Genomic DNA, 19,432 nt, shown 5'->3' with positions numbered 1-19,432 from the left:
CATACCCCCCGGCATGTCCCCCGGAAGCTACACGCTAGCCAGCCCTCGCGCTGCCCCTACCGGTGAGAACCGCCCCGGAGTGCCGAAATCCCCGGCAATGCGGCCGGCCCCGCCCCTGCGACAGGGACGGGGCCGGAACGGTCACCCGGGGGACACCGACGGCGTCACCCGCTGGTGCCGAACCCGATCGCCAGGTACTCCTTCTCGTCCGCGCTCGTCGGCTCGCTGGCGTACACCTGCGACATGAACAGGCGCCCCTGCGAGTAGATCAGCTCGGAGTAGTCCGGCGACATGCTGGACTCCACGTCCCGCACCGCCTCCGTCGCCGGGTTCTCCAGCAGCGTGGTCTGCTTGAACGTCGCTCCGTCGATGCTCACGACCTGGCCGCCCTTGTCGTACGGCGGGCGCTTGTAGGCGATCACGTTGCCGCCGTCCATGCGCAGCGGGGTGATCGTGTACTCCTCGCCCGAGTCCGCGCGCTGACCGGTCTGCTTCCCGGTGGTCAGGTCGAAGGCGACGACCTCGTTGACCCGGCTGTACGACTCGCCGCCGCTCTCGTGCTCCTCGGTCGCGATGTACAGCTTGCCGTTGCCGGCCGCGAGCCCGTTGCAGCTCTCGGTCTTGGTGATGCTGTCGCAGCGGGCCGCGAACTGGTCGCCGGGTGCCGAGATGCGGGTGAGCAGCTTGCCGGTCTTGTTGTCGATGGAGAAGAAGTCCGAGATGCCGCTGCCGTCCCCGGCGGAGTCACCGACGTCGGCGGCCACGACCAGCGGGTTCGTCGACACGACGCCCGCGTACTCGATGCCCTTGGCCATCTTGTACTCGGTGATCACCTTCCCGCTCTTGGGGTCGATGGTCTGGATGTTCAGCTGGCGGGCGTCGTACGAGCCGCACTTGCGTACCGCGACCAGCTTCTCGCCGCCGCCGTAGCCCGCGTCGTAGCAGGTGTCGGTCGTCTTCGGGGACCAGAGGATGTCGCCCTTGGCGATGTCGAAGGCGACGCCGCCGTCGCTGCTGCCCGCGGCGACGGTGTCACCGCTGATCGTGACGTTGTCGAAGGAGATCGGTCCCTCGCCGGCCGACTTCGTCCACACCTTCTTCCCGGCGTCCAGGTCGAGGACCGCGACCTGGGTGCAGCCGTGCGAGGGCTCGGCCTTGGTCGGCATGGCGGGCTGGTGGATGATCACCGTCTTGTCGTCGTCGGTGACGTGCCGGGTGACGGCGCACACGGGGCCGTCCAGCTTGATCGTCCACTTCTTGCTGCCCTTGGCCGGGTCGTACCCGTTGACCTCGGCGATGCCGCTCTTGGCGTACACCTTGTCGGTGAGCCACGAGCCGGAGACGACGACGCTGTCGTCCTCCTTGCTCACCGCGGGCATCGGGACCTGGAAGAGCACCTTGGCGGCCGGGTCGGAGGGCGCCTTCTCCTCGGCGCCGGAGGCCTTGCCGCCGTCGCCGCCCTTCTGGTCCGTACCGCCGTCGCCGCCCGTACCGCCACTGGAGCCGGCGGTGTCGTCCTTGCCCCCGTCGTCGGAGGAACCGGCGTACCAGACCCCGCCGCCGATGATCAGGGCGATCGCGACGACGGCGGACACGATGATCGCGACCTGCGCGTTGATCTTCCGGCCCCCTCCCGCGGCCTGCGGCTGCATGGGCATGGTGGCCGGCTGCGGATAGCCGTAACCGGGCTGGCCGGGCTGCCCGTAAACCGGCGTCGGCTGCCCATACGCCCCGGGCTGACCGGGCTGACCGGGCTGCCCCGGATACCCGTACCCCGGCTGGGCCGGCTGGGGCTGCGGCGGCGTCTGCGGATACCCGTACCCCGGCTGCTGCGGCGGCGGCCCCGCCGGCAGGGGTGGCCGGAGCCGCGGGCGCCTGCGGCGGGGTCTGCGGCGCGGGCGGCTGCGGCGGCTGGTTCTGCGGCGGGCCGAACCCGCCCCCCTGCGGGGGCTGGTGGGGCGGCGGGGGAGGCGGCTGGGTCATGGCGTGAGTACCTCGGAGAGCGGAGACGACGGAGACGGAACGAGCCGCGAAACGACGACGGCAGAAGAAAGGGCGGAGAAGGCGGAGGAAGAAGAGGTCACTTGCCGTAGGCGAGCATCAACTTCTCCTTCGACTCGTCGTTCCCGGTCAGGCGGGTGCTGGAGATGAAGAACCGCCCGTCGACCCAGTCGATGTCCTTGGAGTAGAAGCTGTTCTCGATGTCCGCGACGCCCTGCGGGTTCTGCAGCAGCTTGGCGGGCTGGTGGCTGCCGCCCCCGGTCGGGATGGACACAATCTGACCGCCCGCGTCGTAGGACGGCTGGACGTACGCGATGAGCTGGTCGCCCTCGACCTTCAGCGGCATCATCGACTCGTCCGCGGGGGACTTGGTGCGCCACTTCTCCTTGCCGGTGGCGAGGTCGATCGCGACGATCTCGTTGGCGCCGCTGGTCGCCTCGGTCGGCAGGTAGAGCGTGCCCGCGGCGACGGCCACGCCCGTGCAGCCCTGGAGGTCGCGTTCGAGGATGGCCCAGCCGCACTCGGGGGCGAAGTCCTCGTCGACGCCGACCTGTTCCTGGACCTTGCCGCCGGAGGTGAAGCTGGAGATGTTCCAGACCTTCTTGTCCTCGTTGGTGGCGTAGACGACCAGCGGGTCGACGGAGTAGGCGCGGGCGATCCGCCAGCCCTTCTCGTACTTGTAGGTCCACAGGACCTTGCCGGTCTTCGGGTCGAGGCCCTGGAGCTCGTCGTGCGCGTTGTTGCCGCCGGCGCCGCAGGAGGCGACCTGGACGAGCTTGTTCGCGCTGCCCGCGAACCCGGCGGGGAAGCAGGCGTCGCCGTACTTCTTCTTCTCGTACAGCTTCTTGCCGCTCTTGACGTCGTAGGCGGTGCCCGACTGGGAGCGGCCGACCATCATGGTGTTGCCGCTGAGCGAGAGTTCGAGGGAGAGCGTGGAGTCGAACAGGTCGCCGTCGGCGACCTCCTCGGACCAGCCCTTCTGGCCGGTGGCGAGGTCGATCTCCTGGAGCTTGTTGCACTTGGCGCGGTCGCTGGAGCCGCTCATGTAGGCGACGACGATCTTGTCGTCGGCCGTCTTCTCCGGGGTGACCGCGCAGATCTTCTCCGGGAAGGCGATCGGGTCCCAGGTGGGCTTGCCGTCGCCGACGTTGTAGGCGAAGACCTGCTTGTACGCCGCCTTCACCGCTGCCTTGCCGGTGATCCACATGCCGTTGGCGTCGGCGCCGGAACCGGGGGCGTCGGGCGCCTCCTTGTACCAGAGCACCTTGGACTCGCCGGCCTGGCGGCCCTCGTTGAGGTCCTCGGGGTCCTCGCCGCCGTCGCCGCTGCCGTCACCGGGGTTGACCGGGGCGCCGCCCTTGGAGCCGGAGGGCTTGGGGTCGTCGGTCTTGGCGACGACGGGCTTCTTGTCCTTCTCGTCGTCACCGCCGCTCGCGGTGACCGCCCACACGCCGCCGCCGATGACGAGCAGGGCCAGGGCGGCCGCGCCGATGGCGAGGGCGGGCTTGCCCTTGAAGGGGTTGCGGGACCCGGGGCCACCGGGCGGCGGCATACCGGGGGCGCCGGGAGCGCCGGGGTACTGCTGTTGCGGATAGCCGTAGCCGGGCTGCTGGCCGTACGGTCCCGGCTGCTGCGGCTGGGCGGCGTACGGGCCGGAGTTGTACGGCCCGGGCTGCTGGCCGTACGGCCCCGGCTGGGCCGGCTGACCGGGCTGGCCCGGCTGCTGCGGATAGCCGTAGCCCGGCTGCTGCGGCGGCGGGCCCTGCGGGGGCGGCGGGGTCGGTGCCCCGAAACCTCCCGGCGGCGGGTCCTGTGGTGCTCCGAAGCCACCCGGCTGCGGCGGCTGATTCGGCGGCTGGCTCATCAGCGCGTTCCCCCTTATTACTCACTGATTTTTAGCCACGCCCCGGGTCACGCGCTGGCCCCGGAGTCGTCTACGGCGATCGTTCCTCAAGCCTCGGACCGCCCTGGGACAGTCCTCGGACGGCCTTTCTATCACCCGCGCCCAACCGCCCACCGGGCCGCGTCCGCCCCTGTTCCCAAGGGAGGACCGGCCCGTGATGCCTCTGTTACGCGCCTTCACGCGCCCTTTACATCACCCGCGCGCCCGGCGCACGCGGTCGCTCAGGCGTCCTCGGCCAGTTCCAGCCAGCGCAGTTCCAGCTCGTCGCGCTGCCCCGTCAGCTCGCGCAGCTCGGCGTCCAGTTCGGCCACCTTCGCGAAGTCCGTGGCGTTCTCGGCGATTCGGGCGTGCAGCTTGGTCTCCTTCTCGGAGACCTTGTCCAGCTGCCGCTCGATCTTCTGGAGCTCCTTCTTGGCGGCGCGCACGTCGGCGGCGCTCTTCTCGGGCACGGCGGCGGCGGGCTTGGCCGCCACGGCCGGAGCGCTCGAGGTGGCGGCCTCCTCCATGCGCCTGCGCCGCTCCAGGTACTCGTCGATGCCGCGCGGCAGCATGCGCAGCGCGCCGTCGCCGAGCAGGGCGAAGACCCGGTCGGTGGTGCGCTCGACGAAGAACCGGTCGTGGGAGATGACGATCATCGAGCCGGGCCAGCCGTCGAGGACGTCCTCCAGCTGGGTCAGGGTCTCGATGTCGAGGTCGTTGGTGGGCTCGTCGAGGAAGAGGACGTTGGGCTCGTCCATGAGCAGCCGCAGCAGCTGGAGCCGCCGCCGCTCACCGCCGGACAGGTCGCCGACCGGCGTCCACTGCTTCTCCTTGCCGAAGCCGAAGGTCTCGCACAGCTGCCCCGCGGTCATCTCGCGGCCCTTGCCGAGGTCGACGCGCTCGCGGACGCGCTGTACGGCCTCCAGCACCCGCCAGTCCGGGTCCAGCTCGGCGACCTCCTGCGACAGGTACGCCAGCTTGACGGTCCTGCCGACCTTCACCTGCCCGCCCGCCGGCTGCCGCTCGCCCTCGCTGCGGGCGGCCTCGGCCATGGCCCGCAGCAGGGAGGTCTTGCCGGCGCCGTTGACACCGACCAGGCCGATGCGGTCGCCGGGGCCGAGCTGCCAGGTGACGTGCTTGAGCAGCACCTTGGGACCGGCCTGGACGGTGACGTCCTCCAGGTCGAACACGGTCTTGCCGAGCCGGGACGAGGCGAACTTCATCAGCTCGCTGCTGTCGCGGGGCGGCGGCACGTCGGCGATCAGCTCGTTGGCGGCCTCGACGCGGAAGCGGGGCTTGGAGGTGCGGGCGGGCGCCCCGCGCCGCAGCCAGGCCAGCTCCTTGCGGACCAGGTTCTGCCGCTTGGTCTCCTCGGTGGCGGCGATGCGCTCGCGCTCGGCACGGGCGAAGACGTAGTCGGAGTAACCGCCCTCGTACTCGTAGACGTCACCGCGCTGCACGTCCCACATGCGGGTGCAGACCTGGTCGAGGAACCACCGGTCGTGGGTGACGCAGACGAGCGCGGAGCGCCGCTCGCGCAGATGCCGGGCGAGCCAGGCGATGCCCTCGACGTCGAGGTGGTTGGTGGGCTCGTCGAGGACGACCAGGTCCTGCTCCTCGATGAGAAGCTTGGCCAGCGCGATCCGGCGCCGCTCACCACCGGAGAGCGGACCGATCACGGTGTCGAGCCCCTGCGGGAACCCCGGCATGTCGAGCCCGCCGAACAGCCCGGTCAGCACGTCCCGGACCTTGGCGTTGCCCGCCCACTCGTGGTCGGCCATGTCGCCGATGACCTCGTGCCGGACGGTGGCGGCGGGGTCGAGGGAGTCGTGCTGGGTGAGCACACCGAGCCGCAGCCCGCCGGAGTGGGTGACCCGCCCGGTGTCGGGCTCCTCCAGCCTGGCCAGCATCCGGATCATGGTCGTCTTGCCGTCGCCGTTGCGCCCGACGACACCGATGCGGTCGCCCTCGGAGACGCCGAGGGACACGCCGTCGAGGAGTGCACGGGTGCCGTACACCTTGCTGACGTTCTCGACATTGACCAGATTGACGGCCATTTCTCTCCTGCCTGGGGGATCGCTCGACCCTCCAGGGTAGTCCGGCCGCCGTGGGCCTCAGTCCAGGACCGTGGCCCCCGCCGCCGCCCCCACCGCCGTACGCACGTCCCGGCAGGTCCCCGAGGCCCGCAGCACCCCCGCGATGTCGGAGGCGGATCTGGCGTCGGTCGCGAGGAACGCCGTCGTCGGCCCGGAGCCCGAGACCAGGGCCGCCAGCGCTCCGGCCGCCCGTCCCGCGGCGAGGGTGTCGGACAGCTCGGGGAAGAGGGAGAGCGCGGCGGGCTGGAGGTCGTTGGAGACGGCGACGGCGAGCGCCGCGGCGTCGCCCTTGGCCAGCGCGTCGAGCACCGCCTGGTCGGCGACCGGCTCGGGAATGTCCAGGCCCTCGCCCAGCCGGTCGAACTCGCGGAAGACGGCCGGCGTCGACAGTCCCCGCGCGGCCAGCGCGAACACCCAGTGGAAGTCGCCCCCCACCTCCAGCTCCGCCAGCCGTTCCCCCCGCCCGGTGCCCAGCGCCGCCCCGCCGACCAGGCTGAACGGCACGTCGCTGCCCAGCCCGGCGCAGATCTCGAGCAGCTCCTCGCGACCGGCGCCGGTGCCCCACAGGGCGTCGCAGGCGAGCAGCGCGCCCGCGCCGTCGGCGCTGCCCCCCGCCATGCCGCCGGCGACGGGGATGTCCTTGGCGATGTGGAGGTGGACGTCGGGTGCGCGGCCGTACCGCGCGGCCAGCGCCTCGGCCGCGCGCGCCGCGAGGTTGGTGCGGTCCAGGGGGACCTGGCCGGCGTCGGGCCCCTCGCAGGTGACGCGGAGCCCGTCGGCGGCCGGGGTGGCGGTGATCTCGTCGTACAGGGAGACGGCGAGGAAGACGTTGGCCAGGTCGTGGAAGCCGTCGGGGCGGGCGGCGCCGACCGCGAGCTGGACGTTGACCTTGGCGGGAACGCGGACCGTCACGCTCACTTGCTCGTCACTCCCTACACCTTGTGCTCGGCGATACGCGCGAACTCTTCCACGGTCAGCGCCTCTCCGCGCGCCTGCGGCGACACGCCCGCGCCGACGAGCGCGGCCTCGGCGGCGGCGGCCGATCCGGCCCACCCGGCGAGCGCGGCCCGCAGGGTCTTGCGGCGCTGGGCGAAGGCGGCGTCGACGACGGCGAAGACCTCGGCCTTGGACGCGGTGGTCCTCAGCGGTTCGCTGCGCCGGACGAGTGACACGAGCCCGCTGTCGACGTTGGGCGCGGGCCAGAAGACGTTGCGGCCGATGGACCCGGCCCGCTTGACCTCCGCGTACCAGTTGGCCTTCACGGACGGCACGCCGTACACCTTCGAGCCGGGTCCGGCGGCCAGCCGGTCGGCGACCTCGGCCTGCACCATGACGAGGGTGCGCTCGATGCCCGGGAAGGTGTCGAGCATGTGGAGGAGGACGGGAACGGCGACGTTGTAGGGGAGGTTCGCGACCAGGGCGGTCGGTGCGGGGCCGGGCAGCTCTCGCACGTGCATCGCGTCGGAGTGCACGAGCGCGAACCGGTCGGCGCGCGCCGGCATGCGGGCGGCGACGGTGGCGGGCAGGGCACCGGCGAGCACGTCGTCGATCTCGACGGCGGTGACCCGGTCGGCGGCCTCCAGCAGGGCCAGGGTGAGCGAGCCGAGACCCGGTCCCACCTCGACCACCACGTCGTCGGGGCGTACCTCGGCGGTGCGGACGATACGGCGGACCGTGTTGGCGTCGATGACGAAGTTCTGGCCGCGCTGCTTGGTGGGGCGTACGCCGAGGGCCGCCGCGAGTTCGCGGACGTCGGCGGGACCCAGGAGGGCGTCGGGGGTGGGGCTGCTCACCCCGCAAGGGTAGCCGGGGGCGCGTGGGCCCCACGCCCGCAGCCGGGCGCCCCGGTCGGACCTCAGTCCCGCAGCCGGGCGCCGCAGTGCGGCCAGGCGTCGGCGCCGCTGCGCACGTAGAGCTTCTGCGCCCGGTACGTCTGCTCCGCCGCCGAGGCGTCCTCGGGGCGGCCCGCGCCGCCGAGGCCGTGCCAGGTGGCGGAGTCGAACTGGTAGAGCCCGCCGTAGGTCCCGGACGGGTCGACGGCGTCCGCGCGGCCGCCGGACTCGCAGGCGGCCAGGCCCTGCCAGTTCAGGTGGTCGGCGCCGTGGACGGAGGTCGGCCGGGGCCGGGTGCCGACCCGCACGATGCGCGGGCTGGGCTCGCGGACCACCTCGGTGCGCAGGCGGCGCGGCTTCTGCCGGACGCCGTTGACGGTGCGCAGGGCGTACGTGGTGCGGCGCAGCCCGGGCCGGCCCGCCTCCTGGACGACCTCGGTGCCCCGGAAGAGGGAGGCGTCCTCGGCCCGTCGCTCGTCGAAGGGGATCGGGTCCTCGCGGACCTCCTGGGACCCGGTGATCCGCAGCACCGTGACGGTCTGCCCGTCGCGCGGGAAGCCGGTCGCGGGGACGGACGTGGTGTCCTCGCCGCGCAGGGTGATGCCGGCCTCCTCGACGACCTCCCCCACGGTCGCGGCGTTGGTGCGGACGGTGCGGGTCCGGCCGTCCGCCATGACGGTCACCACCCGCTCGGTGCGCACCACCAGGGCGAGGCCCTCGCGGCCGATGCGCCGGGAGGGCCCGGTGGACAGGTACGCGCCCTGCGTGCGCACCCCGAACTGCCGCAGCGCCCCCGCCACCGTCCCCGCGGTCGTCCACACCTGGCGACGGTGGCCGTCGAGGGTGAGCAGCACGGGCCTCCCGTGGTGGACGGTGACGTCCTCGCCGCTGGTCAGCGGGGTACCGGGGGCGGGTGCGATCACGTCGTGGGGGCCCACCTGGACGCCTTCCTCGGCGAGCAGTCCGGTCACGTCGTCGGCGAAGGTGTGCAGCGTGCGCGGGCTGCCGTCGACGGTCAGCTCGACGGCCTTGTCCTTGGCGACGAACGCGGTGGTGCCGCCCGCGAGGAAGGCCACCACCAGCGCCCGCGGCACCAGCCGGCGCAGGGAGGCGTCCGCGCGCCCCGCGCCCCGCGCCCGGCAGCCGGCGCTCGGCCCGCCCGTCGCTCTGCCGGGGCAGCGCGGGCGCGGTCGGCTCGTGGACGGGCGGCGGCGCGGACGGGTACGTGTCGCCGTACGGCAGGGTCGGCGCGCTGTGCAGGTCGTACGGTGCGGGGCGCTCGTACGTCTCGTACGTCTCGTGCGTCTCGTATACCTCGTACGCCTCGTACGCCGTGTACGCCGTGTACGTCTCTGCCGGCTCGAACTGCGTTCTGCTCACGCCCACACGCTCCAGGGGTCCCGATCGGGCCCCCAGAACCTAGCGGAGGGCCGGTCACTCTCCCAAGCGACGCGACTACTCAGCGTGTCAGTAGCCGAAGGCGCGGGCCGTGTTCGCGGCGAGGGCGGTCGCCAGGGTGTCCTCGCCGACGCCCCGTACGTCGGCCATGGCACGCACCGTGACCGGCACCAGGTAGGGGGCGTTCGGCCGCCCCCGGTAGGGCGCCGGCGTCAGGAACGGCGCGTCGGTCTCCACCAGGACCAGCTCCGGCGGGGCCACGGCGAGGGCGTCGCGCAGGTTCTGGGCGTTCTTGAAGGTGACGTTGCCGGCGAAGGACATGTAGTACCCGGCGCGGGCGCAGATCCCGGCCATCTCGGCGTCCCCGGAGTAGCAGTGGAAGACGGTGCGCTCGGGGGCGCCCTCCTCCTTCAGGACGCGCAGGACGTCGGTGTGGGCGTCGCGGTCGTGGATGACCAGGGTCTTGCCGTGCCGCTTGGCGATCTCGATGTGGGCGCGGAAGGACCGCTCCTGGGCTTCCTTGCCCTCCGGGCCGGTGCGGAAGTAGTCGAGACCCGTCTCGCCGACGCCCTTGACCTGCGGGAGGGCGGCGAGCCGGTCGATCTCCGCGAGGGCGTCGTCGAGGGCCGCGTCACCGCCGGGCTCGCGCGCGCCCTGCCGGGACCAGCCGTCGGGGTCCCCGTGCACGATGCGCGGCGCCTCGTTCGGGTGCAGGGCGACGGTGGCGTGGACGGCGTCGTGCGCCGCCGCGGTCTCGGCGGCCCAGCGGGACCCCGCGAGGTCGCAGCCGACCTGGACGACGGTCGTGACACCGACCGACGCGGCCTTGGCGAGTGCCTCCTCGACCGTGCCGGACTGCATGTCGAGGTGGGTGTGCGAGTCGGCGACCGGGACCCGGAGGGGCTCGGGGAGCGGGGGCGCGCCGTCCTTGTCGGACCGGCCGGAGGCGTTCGAAGGCATGCCCCGATCCTACGAAAGGTCCCGCGCGCCCCGGTGGGGTCAGCTCGCCCTGCGGTGGAGGTGGAAGGCGTGCAGGAGGTCGGCCAGGTGCCAGTGCCGGCGTCCGCCGGACAGTCCCGGTGCTCCCGGCCCCGGCGCCTCGGGCACCAGCGGCACCTCGAGCGGGCCGGCCGGCGGCACCCGGTGGACGGTGTGGGTGGCGCCGCGCACCGAGGCCACCCGGCCCGGGCGCAGGATCCGTACGACGTGGCTGTCGCAGGTGGCGCAGGTCGGCCGGGTCAGCGGGGAGGGCACGACCCGGCCGTCCGCGACGTAGAGCACGAACTCGCGGCCGTCGGCGTCCGTGTGGTGCTCGATCTCGAACGACTGCTCCCAGCCGTGCCCGCAGCGCATGCAGGCGAACGAGTACGACTCGTGGACGACGGCGGTGGCACCTGCACGTACTCCGGTCCGCACGGCGCTCTCACTCATGCTCATCCCGGCTCCTTGGTTCGTTCCGCTCCTTCCTCCAGTGGACTCCTCCACCAGCGGGAAAGCACCAGGCGCTGCCGAGTGTTTTAGCCGATTTGAGCTGTCCTTGGCAGGAACGACCGCAAGGTCAGGGACGGGTCAAGGGTGGCCCTATGGATGCCCTCGGTTCCCGGGGTTCTTCTCCGCGTTCTTCGCCGCCACCACCGCGTCGAACACCTCCCGCTTGGGCACCCCCACCTGGGCGGCGACCGCGGCGATCGCCTCCTTGCGCCGCTCCCCCGCCTCCTCGCGCACCCGCACCCGGCGCACCAGCTCCTCGGCGCCGACCTCCTCGGGCCCCTTGTCCGGCGCCCCCTCGACGACGACGGTGATCTCGCCCCGCACCCCTTCACCGGCCCACGCGGCCAGCTCACCCAGCCCTCCGCGCCTGACCTCCTCGTACGTCTTGGTCAGCTCCCGGCAGACCGCGGCCCGCCGGTCGGTGCCGAAGACCTCGGCCATGGCGGCGAGGGTGTCGTCGAGGCGGTGCGGGGCCTCGAAGTAGACGAGGGTCCGGCGCTCCCCGGCGACCTCGCGCAGCCGGGTCAGCCGCTCGCCGGCCTTGCGGGGCAGGAAGCCCTCGAAGCAGAACCGGTCGACGGGCAGCCCCGACAGGGCCAGCGCGGTCAGCACGGCAGACGGCCCGGGTACGGCGGTGACGCGCACGCCGCGCTCGACGGCGGCGGCGACCAGCCGGTACCCGGGGTCGGACACCGACGGCATCCCGGCGTCGGTGACCAGCAGCACCCGCGCTCCCCCGGCCAGCTCCTCCACCAGCTCGGGCGTACGGGCGGACTCGTTGCCCTCGAAGTACGACACGACACGCCCCGCGGGGGCGACGCCGAGCGCCTGGGTGAGCCTGCGCAGCCGCCGGGTGTCCTCGGCGGCGACGACGTCCGCGCCGGCCAGTTCCGCGGCGAGCCGGGGCGGGGCGTCCTGGACGTCGCCGATGGGGGTGCCCGCGAGTACAAGGGTTCCAGTCACGTCCCCATCCTCCCAGCCCTCCCGGCCGGTCCTCCCGGAAGGGAACGTATCCGCACCCGGGAGGGCCATGCACGGGACGTGCACAGCGCGGTTCCCTACGATGGCGCGGTGACCAGTACCGCGTCCTCCACGGACACCCTGCACGACCAGGCCCCGCACGACGAGCGGCCCACCTGGCAGCAGCGGCTGCGCCGCTTCGGCTACCCGGCGGGGCCCGCGACCGGCGACGTCCGCGACCGGCTGGTGCCGCCGTACACGAGCCCGAGCCCCCGCCTGTGGGCGTTCCTGGGGTTGTCGAAGCCGCTCACCGACCGGATGATCCGCTGGTCGGCGTGGGGCGGGCCGCTGCTGGTGGCGCTGCTCGCGGGGGTGCTGCGGTTCTGGAACCTGGGCAGCCCGAAGGCGGTGATATTCGACGAGACGTACTACGCCAAGGACGCGTGGGCGCTGATCCACCGCGGCTTCGAGGTCAACTGGGACAAGAACGCCAACGACCTCATCCTGAACTCGGGCGGCGACGTCCCGATCCCTACCGACGCGGCGTACGTCGTCCACCCGCCGGTCGGCAAGTACGTCATCGGCCTCGGCGAACTTCTGTTCGGCTTCGACCCGTTCGGCTGGCGCTTCATGACGGCGCTGCTCGGCACGCTCTCGGTGCTGCTGCTGTGCCGGATCGGCCGCCGCCTGTTCCGCTCCACGTTCCTGGGGTGCCTGGCGGGCGCCCTGATGGCGCTGGACGGCCTGCACTTCGTGATGAGCCGCACCGCGCTGCTGGACAGCGTGCTGATGTTCTTCGTGCTGGCCGCCTTCGGCTGCCTCGTCGTCGACCGCGACAAGGCCCGGTCGAGACTCGCCGCCGCACTCCCGGTGGACGAGGACGGCCGCGTCCGCCCCGACGCGCACGTCGCGGAGACCCTCCGCCTCGGGTGGCGCCCCTGGCGCCTGGCGGCGGGCCTGATGCTGGGCCTGGCGGCGGCCACCAAGTGGAACGGCCTCTACATCATGGCGGCCTTCTGCGTGATGGCGGTGCTGTGGGACGTCGGCTCCCGCCGCGTCGCGGGCGCCCACCGCCCCTACCGCGCCGTACTCCGCCACGACCTTGGCCGGGCCTTCCTCTCCACCGTCCCGGTCGCCCTGGCCACCTACCTCCTGTCGTGGCTCGGCTGGATCCTCTCGCCCTCCGACGGCACCGGCGGCTACTACCGCGACTGGGCCACGAAGGACGGCGCGGACAGCTCCTGGTCGTGGCTCTTCCCCGACTGGTGGCGCAGCCTGTGGCACTACGAGACCCAGGTGCTGGAGTTCCACACCCACCTGACCTCGCCGCACACCTACCAGTCGAACCCCTGGAGCTGGATCGTCCTGGGCCGCCCGGTCTCCTACTTCTACGAGTCCCCGTCGGCGGGCTCGGACGGCTGCCCGGTGGACGCGGGCGAGAAGTGCGCCCGCGAGGTCCTGGCCCTGGGCACCCCCCTCCTGTGGTGGGTGGGCTGCTTCGCCCTGCTGTACGTCCTGTGGCGCTGGCTCTTCCGGCGCGACTGGCGCGCGGGCGCCATCGCCTGCGGCGTGGCGGCCGGCTACCTCCCCTGGTTCATGTACCAGGAGCGCACGATCTTCCTCTTCTACGCGGTCGTCTTCCTGCCGTTCCTGTGCCTGGCGGTGGCCATGCTCCTGGGGGCGATCATCGGCCGCCCGGGCTGCACCGACACCCGCAGAGTGGCGGGCGCGACGGGAGCGGGCGTCCTGGTGCTCCTCATCGCGTGGAACTTCATCTACTTCTGGCCCCTGTACACGGGCACGGCGATCCCGATGGAGGAGTGGCGGGCCCGGATGTGGCTCGATACGTGGGTCTAGCTGGGCAGACACGTCGGCGTGGGCCGAATGGCCGCCAGTTTTCGTACAACTTTCACCTACAGATGCGTGTCTGGTTGTACGCGGCATGTACCACGCCGTACTGACCCCAGGAGCACCTTCATGTCCAGTGACGCACTGATGACCTTCAAGAGCCACATCGAAGGCAAGAACGCCGACGTGACCATCTATCACGACCGGGTCGAGTGGGCCCGGGGCGGCATGAGCGCCAAGAAGCTCACGGCGGGCTTCCTGACCGGTGGCGCATCGCTCCTCGCCACGGGGGTCCGTAGCTCCAAGGCAGGCACCGAGATGATTCCGGTCAAGAGCATCTCCAGCGTGGTGACGAAGCGGGACGGCCTGCTCTACACCAAGGTGGTCGTGGTGGCTTCGGGCAACACGATCGGCTTCCGGGTCCCGCACGACTCGGCTCCCGCCGTCAAGGCGCTCCTCACCGACTTGGTACTCGGAAAGGTTCCCGCACCCGGTCAGGCCCCTTCCGCCACCGCTCACCCGGTTCGGGAGGCGGCCCCCTCGCGGCAGGCGAGTACGCCTGTCGAGCAGTTGCGGCAACTGGCGGAGCTGCGAGACGCGGGGATCCTGTCGGAGGAAGAGTTCCTGACCAAGAAGACCGAGATCCTCGCCCGCATGTGACACACAAGGAGACGGCTCCTGGCCCGGATTGGCCGGGCCGGCCCGTGAGATCGACCATGCCGATCCCGCCGGCACCCCGCCCCGGTCTCCTTTAGGCCACCAAACGGAAACACCCGTACCGCTGGTCACCCCCTGCGCATAGAGTGCACCTACAACTACTTCTGAACGCGTTCAAGAAGGCGGGCGGAAGGTCTGACGGGGAGGGGACTGCCGTGGGCAGGGGGGTGAAGGTCGCCGTCATAGGCGGCGTGTTCGCCGTGATGGTGGGCGGTGCCGGGTACGGCGCCTACAACGTGGTGTCGGCGCTGGACGGGGGCGGCGGGTCGTCCGGGTCGGAGGCCAAGAGCGGGCCGCCGGACAAGGACGAAGTCGCGGAGACCAGCGAGAAGTTCTTCACGGCCTGGGAGAAGGGCGACGCGACGACCGCCGCCTCGTACACCAACAACGCCTCGATCGCCGGGACGCTGCTGACCGCCTACGGCGAGGACGCGCACATCGGCGGCGTCGAGATCACGCCGGGCACGGCGGCCGGCACCTCCGTGCCGTTCACGGTGAAGGCGAAGGTGTCCTACGAGGGGACGACGAAGCCGCTCAGCTACCGGAGCACGCTGACCGTGGTGCGCGGGGAGACCAGCGGGCGGGCGCTGGTGGACTGGAAGCCGTCCGTCGTCCACCCGGACCTGAAGGACGGGGACACCCTGGTCACCACGGAGTCGGCGACCCCGCAGATCCAGGCCGTCGGGCGCAACGGCACCGTGCTGACCAAGGAGAAGTACCCCTCGCTCGGGCCGGTCCTCGCCACGCTGCGGGAACGGTACGGCTCGCAGGCGGGCGGTACCCCCGGCGTCGAGCTGGCGGTCCGGCACACGGTGGCGAGCACGCCGGACACCCCGCTGCTGACGCTGACCGAGGGCAAGCCCGGGAAACTCGAGACGACGCTCAGCGCGAGCGTGCAGGCCGCCGCCGAGAAGGCGGTGAAGCGGTACGGAGAGTCCTCCGTGGTCGCCGTGAAGCCGAGCACCGGTGAAGTGCTGGCGGTGGCCAACAACCGCCGCGACGGCTTCAACGCGGCCTTCCAGGGGCGGGTCGCCCCTGGCTCCACCATGAAGATCATCACCGCGGCCATGCTCATCGACAACGGCGTGACCTCGATGAACGGCCCGGCGCCCTGCCCCGACACGGCGACCTGGCAGAGCCAGACCTTCAAGAACCTGACCGGCATGCAGCCCAACGAGAGCGCCACGCTCGCCAACACCTTCATGCGCTCCTGCAACACCGGCTTCATCAAGCTCGTCGACGAGAAGCCGCTCACCGACTCCTCGTTGACCGAGGAGGCCCAGGAGCGCTTCGGGCTCGGGCAGGACAACTGGCAGACCGGCATCGTCTCCTTCGACGGGAGCGTTCCCGCCTCCGGCGGCCCGGACCGCGCGGCCAACGCCATCGGGCAGGGCCAGGTCCAGATGAACCCGCTGAACATGGCCTCGGTCACCGCGACCGCCATCACCGGCGAGTTCCGCCAGCCGTACCTGGTCCCGTTCGACCTGGACGACCGGGAGCCGGCCACCGCCAAGGGGCTGCCGCAGGGCACCGCCTCCCAGCTCAAGCAGATGATGAGGCTCACCGCCACCCAGGGCACCGCCGTCAACGCCATGTCCGGACTCGGCGGCGACATCGGCGCCAAGACCGGCTCGGCCGAGGTCGACGGACGGGCCACCTCCGACAGTTGGTTCACCGGGTACCGCAACGACGTCGCGGCGGCGGCCATGGCCCAGGAGGGCGGTCACGGCGGCGACGCGGCCGGGCCGATCGTCGCAGATGTGCTACGAGTCGGCGGCTGACCCGGACCGGCGGCCGTGATGCCCCTACTGTGGTCGCCGTCGTAAGCAGCATCCGGCACCGAACGCACTAGAGAACGGGACACAGTGGGCAGCAGAAGGGGCGCCGCCGCCGGGCGGCGCAGGACGAAACCCGCCGTGATCGGCAGTGTGGCCGCGGTGGTCGTGGCCGGTGCCGGGTTCGGTGCCTACGCGATGTACGGCGGCGGCGAGACCGGCGACGACAACGCGCGCACGAAGTCCGCGGCGGCCGCGGAGAAGGTGAAGTCGGGCCCGCTGACGGCGGCCGAGGTCACCTCCACCGCCCAGCGGTTCCTGACCGCCTGGCAGCAGGGCGACGTGGCCGGTGCGGCCGCCGCGACCGACGACGCCGAGGCCGCGAAGGCGCTGCTCACCGGCTACGCCAAGGACGCCCGCATCAAGGACGCCACCTTCACCGCGGGCACCCCGGCCGGGGAGAAGGTCCCCTTCTCCGTCAAGGCCACCGTCGCCTACGAGAAGGCGGCCGAGCCGCTGGCGTACGACAGCGCGCTGACCGTCGTCCGCCGGGAGGGGGACGGCGAGCCCCGCGTCGACTGGCACGCGGCCGTCGTGCACCCGGAGTTGCGGGACGGGGACAAGCTGGTCACCGGGAAGGCCGGGGATCCGCCGGTCAAGGCGCTGGACCGCAGCGGCGCGGAGATCACCGCCGCGAAGTACCCGTCCCTCGGCACCGTCCTGGACGGGCTGCGCGACAAGTACGGCAAGAAGTCCGGCGGCACCCCCGGCGTCGAACTGCGCGTGGTGCGCGGCGAGTCGGCCGGCGACGGCAAGGACGGCAAGGGGTCGAAGGAGTCCGGCGCCGGCGAAGTCGCCGACAAGACGCTGCTGGAGCTGAGCAAGGGCACGCCCGGCACGCTGAAGACCACGCTCGACCCCGCCCTCCAGGCCGCCGCCGAGAAGCAGGTGGACGGCAGGAAGGGGGCGTCGGTAGTGCTGCTGCGCGCCTCCACCGGCGAGGTCCTCGCGGTCGCCAACGGCGGGCACGGCTTCAACACCGCTTTCCTGGGCTCACTCGCGCCCGGCTCCACGATGAAGGTCGTCACCGCCTCGATGCTGCTCGAGAGGGACCTGGCGTCGGTGAACGAGAAGCACCCGTGCCCGAAGTACTTCAGCTACGGCGGGTGGAAGTTCCAGAACGACGACGAGTTCGAGATCAAGGACGGCACCTTCAAGGCGAGCTTCGCCCGGTCCTGCAACACCGCCTTCATCAGCCAGGCCCCCGAGCTGAAGGACGACGACCTGACCAGGCAGGCCAAGGAGGTCTTCGGTCTGTCCATGAACAACTGGTCGGTCGGCGTGTCCACCTTCGACGGCCGGGTGCCGGTGCAGAGCAAGGCCCAGATGGCCGCCTCCCTCATCGGCCAGGGCGGGGTGCGGATGAACCCGCTGAACATGGCGTCGGTGTCGGCGACCGTGAAGTCGGGCTCCTTCCACCAGCCGTACCTGGTCGCCCCGTCGGTCGACGGACGGGCGCTCGCCACGGCCTCCCGCACGATGTCGGGCGAGACGCTCGGCGCGCTGCGCGAGCTGATGTCCTACACGGCGGCGTACGGCACCGCGGCGGAGGCCATGGCCGGGGTGAACGGGGACGTGGGCGCCAAGACCGGCTCGGCGGAGGTCGACGGGCAGGAGAAGCCCAACGGCTGGTTCACGGCGTACCGGGGCGACCTGGCGGCGGCGGGCGTGGTCCAGCAGGGCGGGCACGGCGGCGACACGGCGGGCCCGATCGTCGCGGCGCTGCTCAAGGCGGGCGGCTGACCCCCGGCACGCGGCTCAGTGGGCCACCGGCTGCGCGGTCGCCGCGTAGGTGCGGCGCAGGAAGCGGATGAGGGCCTTGTTCTCGAACTGGACCACCGAACAGCCCTGCGGGGAGTGGAACTCGACCACGGCCTGCACCCGGCCGCACGGCCACACCCGCACCTCGCCGCTCCCGGCGGGCGCGCGCAGGCCCTGTTCCAGCAGTTCGCGGGAGAAGGTCCACTCGCGGGAGCGGGCCGCACGGCCGCCCCGCCCGGGCAGCGCGACGCACACCTTCGAGGGGTCGAGTTCGGGGTCGTAGCGCAGGACGACGGGTATCGCTCCGCCGTCGTCCTGGTCGGGGAGGTCCCCGTCCGTGAGGATGTGGGCTCGTGCGTACTGTTCGACTACGGACATGGGGTCGCCCCTTACGCTCTGCCACCTGTGTTGAAGCTGTGGGTCCACCCCCACTCCAATGTCCCATATTTCCCGGCTCACGCTCTGCGAGCCGGATACCACATGTGAGATCGGCCCCATCGGCAGCCTTTACCTCGCTCTTGCGAACGACTTGCAACTGGTCTCTATCATCGAACCGTGCATGTACCTGACGGATTCATCAACGCCCCGACCTCCGCCGTGACCGGAGTCGTCGCCGCGGGCGCCATCGCGGTCAGCCTGCGCGGCGCGCGCCGTGAGCTGGACGAGCGGACGGCGCCCCTCGCGGGGCTGGTCGCGGCGTTCATCTTCGCCGTGCAGATGCTGAACTTCCCGGTCGCGGCCGGGACCAGCGGGCATCTGCTCGGCGGCGCGCTGGCCGCCATCCTGGTCGGGCCCTATACGGGTGTGCTGTGTGTCTCCGTCGTGCTGCTGATGCAGGGCATCCTCTTCGCCGACGGCGGTCTGACCGCGCTCGGCGTGAACATCACCGACATGGCGATCGTCACCACGGTCGTCGCCTACGCCCTCTTCCGGGGCCTGGTGAAGGTGCTGCCGCGCACCCGCCGCTCGGTCACCGTCGCCTCCTTCGCCGCCGCGCTCGTCTCCGTCCCGGCCGCCGCGCTCGCCTTCACGCTCCTGTACTGGATCGGCGGCACCACCGACGTCTCCATCGGCAAGGTCGCCACCGCGATGATCGGCGTGCACGTGCTGATCGGCATCGGCGAGGCCGCGATCACCGCGCTGACCGTCGGCGCCGTCATCGCCGTACGCCCGGACCTGGTGTACGGGGCGCGCGGGCTCCAGCAGCGGCTCAAGCTGCGGGTGAACGGCGAACTGGTCGACGCCCCCGGGTCCGAACCGGCCCCCGCCCCCGTCGCCGCCCGTTCGCACCGCAAGGTGTGGATCACCGGCCTCGTCGCCTCCCTGATCCTGGCCGGCTTCGTCAGCTTCTACGCCTCCGCCAACCCCGACGGCCTGGAGAAGGTCGCCTCCGACAAGGGCATCGACGAGAAGGCGAAGGAGCACGCCAACGCCGACTCGCCGCTCGCCGACTACGGCGTCAAGGACATCACCGACGCCCGGGTCTCCGGCGGCCTCGCGGGCGTGATCGGCGTCGGCGTCACCGTCGTCGCGGGCAGCGCCGTGTTCTGGGCGGTACGCAGGCGCCGCAGCGAGGACGCCACCCCGACCAACACGGAAACGACCGTCTGA

At 72.0% G+C, this 19,432-nt stretch carries 14 protein-coding genes and 1 pseudogene; 5 read left to right on the top strand and 10 right to left on the bottom strand.

Annotation, left to right across the window (positions count from 1 at the left end; all coding sequences use genetic code 11):
- Positions 1 to 164: 164 nt before the first annotated feature.
- From Sru02f_RS02985 to rsmI, 9 genes and pseudogenes are all read right to left on the bottom strand, one after another.
- Positions 165 to 1,652: an outer membrane protein assembly factor BamB family protein gene (locus tag Sru02f_RS02985; protein ID WP_373103378.1), complete on the bottom strand. Its 1,488-nt coding sequence runs from the start codon at positions 1,650 to 1,652 to the stop codon at positions 165 to 167.
- A 428-nt stretch (positions 1,653 to 2,080) separates the two neighbouring features.
- Entirely contained in the window at positions 2,081 to 3,865 is a 1,785-nt protein-coding gene (locus Sru02f_RS02980) for an outer membrane protein assembly factor BamB family protein (protein WP_109034715.1), read from the bottom strand.
- 260 nt (positions 3,866 to 4,125) lie between these two features.
- Positions 4,126 to 5,940, bottom strand: a complete 1,815-nt coding sequence (locus tag Sru02f_RS02975; RefSeq protein WP_109034717.1) for an ABC-F family ATP-binding cassette domain-containing protein — start codon at positions 5,938 to 5,940, stop codon at positions 4,126 to 4,128.
- Positions 5,941 to 5,997: 57 nt separating this feature from the next.
- A complete protein-coding gene (locus tag Sru02f_RS02970) occupies positions 5,998 to 6,897 on the bottom strand; it encodes a 4-(cytidine 5'-diphospho)-2-C-methyl-D-erythritol kinase (RefSeq protein ID WP_109034719.1) in 900 nt (299 codons plus the stop codon).
- Positions 6,898 to 6,911: 14 nt separating this feature from the next.
- A complete protein-coding gene (gene rsmA, locus Sru02f_RS02965; protein ID WP_003975667.1) occupies positions 6,912 to 7,772 on the bottom strand; it encodes a 16S rRNA (adenine(1518)-N(6)/adenine(1519)-N(6))-dimethyltransferase RsmA in 861 nt (286 codons plus the stop codon).
- 62 nt (positions 7,773 to 7,834) lie between these two features.
- Positions 7,835 to 9,191: pseudogene (gene rpfB / locus Sru02f_RS02960) on the bottom strand (resuscitation-promoting factor protein RpfB).
- An 87-nt stretch (positions 9,192 to 9,278) separates the two neighbouring features.
- On the bottom strand, positions 9,279 to 10,169 hold the full coding sequence (locus Sru02f_RS02955) for a TatD family hydrolase (RefSeq protein ID WP_109034721.1): 891 nt from the start codon (positions 10,167 to 10,169) through the stop codon (positions 9,279 to 9,281).
- Positions 10,170 to 10,208: 39 nt separating this feature from the next.
- A complete protein-coding gene (locus Sru02f_RS02950; protein WP_109034723.1) occupies positions 10,209 to 10,646 on the bottom strand; it encodes a hypothetical protein in 438 nt (145 codons plus the stop codon).
- A 144-nt stretch (positions 10,647 to 10,790) separates the two neighbouring features.
- Positions 10,791 to 11,663 (bottom strand): 16S rRNA (cytidine(1402)-2'-O)-methyltransferase, encoded by an 873-nt coding sequence (gene rsmI, locus Sru02f_RS02945; protein ID WP_109034725.1) that lies wholly within the window; start codon positions 11,661 to 11,663, stop codon positions 10,791 to 10,793.
- Positions 11,664 to 11,771: 108 nt separating this feature from the next.
- Here rsmI and Sru02f_RS02940 point away from each other — a divergent pair, with 108 nt between their 5' ends.
- From Sru02f_RS02940 to Sru02f_RS02925, 4 genes are all read left to right on the top strand, one after another.
- The gene (locus tag Sru02f_RS02940) at positions 11,772 to 13,517 is read left to right on the top strand and encodes a dolichyl-phosphate-mannose--protein mannosyltransferase (RefSeq protein WP_167469767.1); all 1,746 of its coding nucleotides are present in this window, start codon (positions 11,772 to 11,774) and stop codon (positions 13,515 to 13,517) included.
- A 120-nt stretch (positions 13,518 to 13,637) separates the two neighbouring features.
- On the top strand, positions 13,638 to 14,168 hold the full coding sequence (locus Sru02f_RS02935; protein ID WP_159107566.1) for an SHOCT domain-containing protein: 531 nt from the start codon (positions 13,638 to 13,640) through the stop codon (positions 14,166 to 14,168).
- A 212-nt stretch (positions 14,169 to 14,380) separates the two neighbouring features.
- Positions 14,381 to 16,006, top strand: coding sequence for a penicillin-binding transpeptidase domain-containing protein (locus tag Sru02f_RS02930; protein ID WP_109034731.1), 1,626 nt, complete (start codon positions 14,381 to 14,383; stop codon positions 16,004 to 16,006).
- 135 nt (positions 16,007 to 16,141) lie between these two features.
- A complete protein-coding gene (locus Sru02f_RS02925) occupies positions 16,142 to 17,803 on the top strand; it encodes a penicillin-binding transpeptidase domain-containing protein (RefSeq protein ID WP_174855194.1) in 1,662 nt (553 codons plus the stop codon).
- Between the two features lie 15 nt (positions 17,804 to 17,818).
- Here Sru02f_RS02925 and Sru02f_RS02920 read toward each other — a convergent pair whose 3' ends face one another.
- Positions 17,819 to 18,199 carry an SsgA family sporulation/cell division regulator gene (locus Sru02f_RS02920; protein WP_109034733.1) on the bottom strand — a complete coding sequence of 127 codons (381 nt, stop codon included), beginning with the start codon at positions 18,197 to 18,199 and terminating at the stop codon, positions 17,819 to 17,821.
- A gap of 177 nt (positions 18,200 to 18,376) precedes the next feature.
- Between Sru02f_RS02920 and Sru02f_RS02915 the strand changes: the two genes are divergently transcribed.
- Positions 18,377 to 19,432 carry an energy-coupling factor ABC transporter permease gene (locus Sru02f_RS02915; protein ID WP_109034735.1) on the top strand — a complete coding sequence of 352 codons (1,056 nt, stop codon included), beginning with the start codon at positions 18,377 to 18,379 and terminating at the stop codon, positions 19,430 to 19,432.

It is taken from the genome of Streptomyces rubrogriseus (assembly GCF_027947575.1).
GTDB lineage: Bacteria > Actinomycetota > Actinomycetes > Streptomycetales > Streptomycetaceae > Streptomyces > Streptomyces rubrogriseus.
This window is presented reverse-complemented; position numbering and strand designations above follow the sequence as displayed.

Excerpts from the sequence above, each read along its gene's own strand:
- Sru02f_RS02955 (WP_109034721.1), bottom strand. The coding sequence starts at position 10,169 with ATGCCTTCGAACGCCTCCGGCCGGTCCGACAAGGACGGCGCGCCCCCG.
- Sru02f_RS02935 (WP_159107566.1), top strand. The coding sequence starts at position 13,638 with ATGTCCAGTGACGCACTGATGACCTTCAAGAGCCACATCGAAGGCAAG.
- Sru02f_RS02975 (WP_109034717.1), bottom strand. The coding sequence starts at position 5,940 with ATGGCCGTCAATCTGGTCAATGTCGAGAACGTCAGCAAGGTGTACGGC.
- Sru02f_RS02985 (WP_373103378.1), bottom strand. The coding sequence starts at position 1,652 with ATGCAGCCGCAGGCCGCGGGAGGGGGCCGGAAGATCAACGCGCAGGTC.
- Sru02f_RS02980 (WP_109034715.1), bottom strand. The coding sequence starts at position 3,865 with ATGAGCCAGCCGCCGAATCAGCCGCCGCAGCCGGGTGGCTTCGGAGCA.
- Sru02f_RS02920 (WP_109034733.1), bottom strand. The coding sequence starts at position 18,199 with ATGTCCGTAGTCGAACAGTACGCACGAGCCCACATCCTCACGGACGGG.
- Sru02f_RS02950 (WP_109034723.1), bottom strand. The coding sequence starts at position 10,646 with ATGAGCATGAGTGAGAGCGCCGTGCGGACCGGAGTACGTGCAGGTGCC.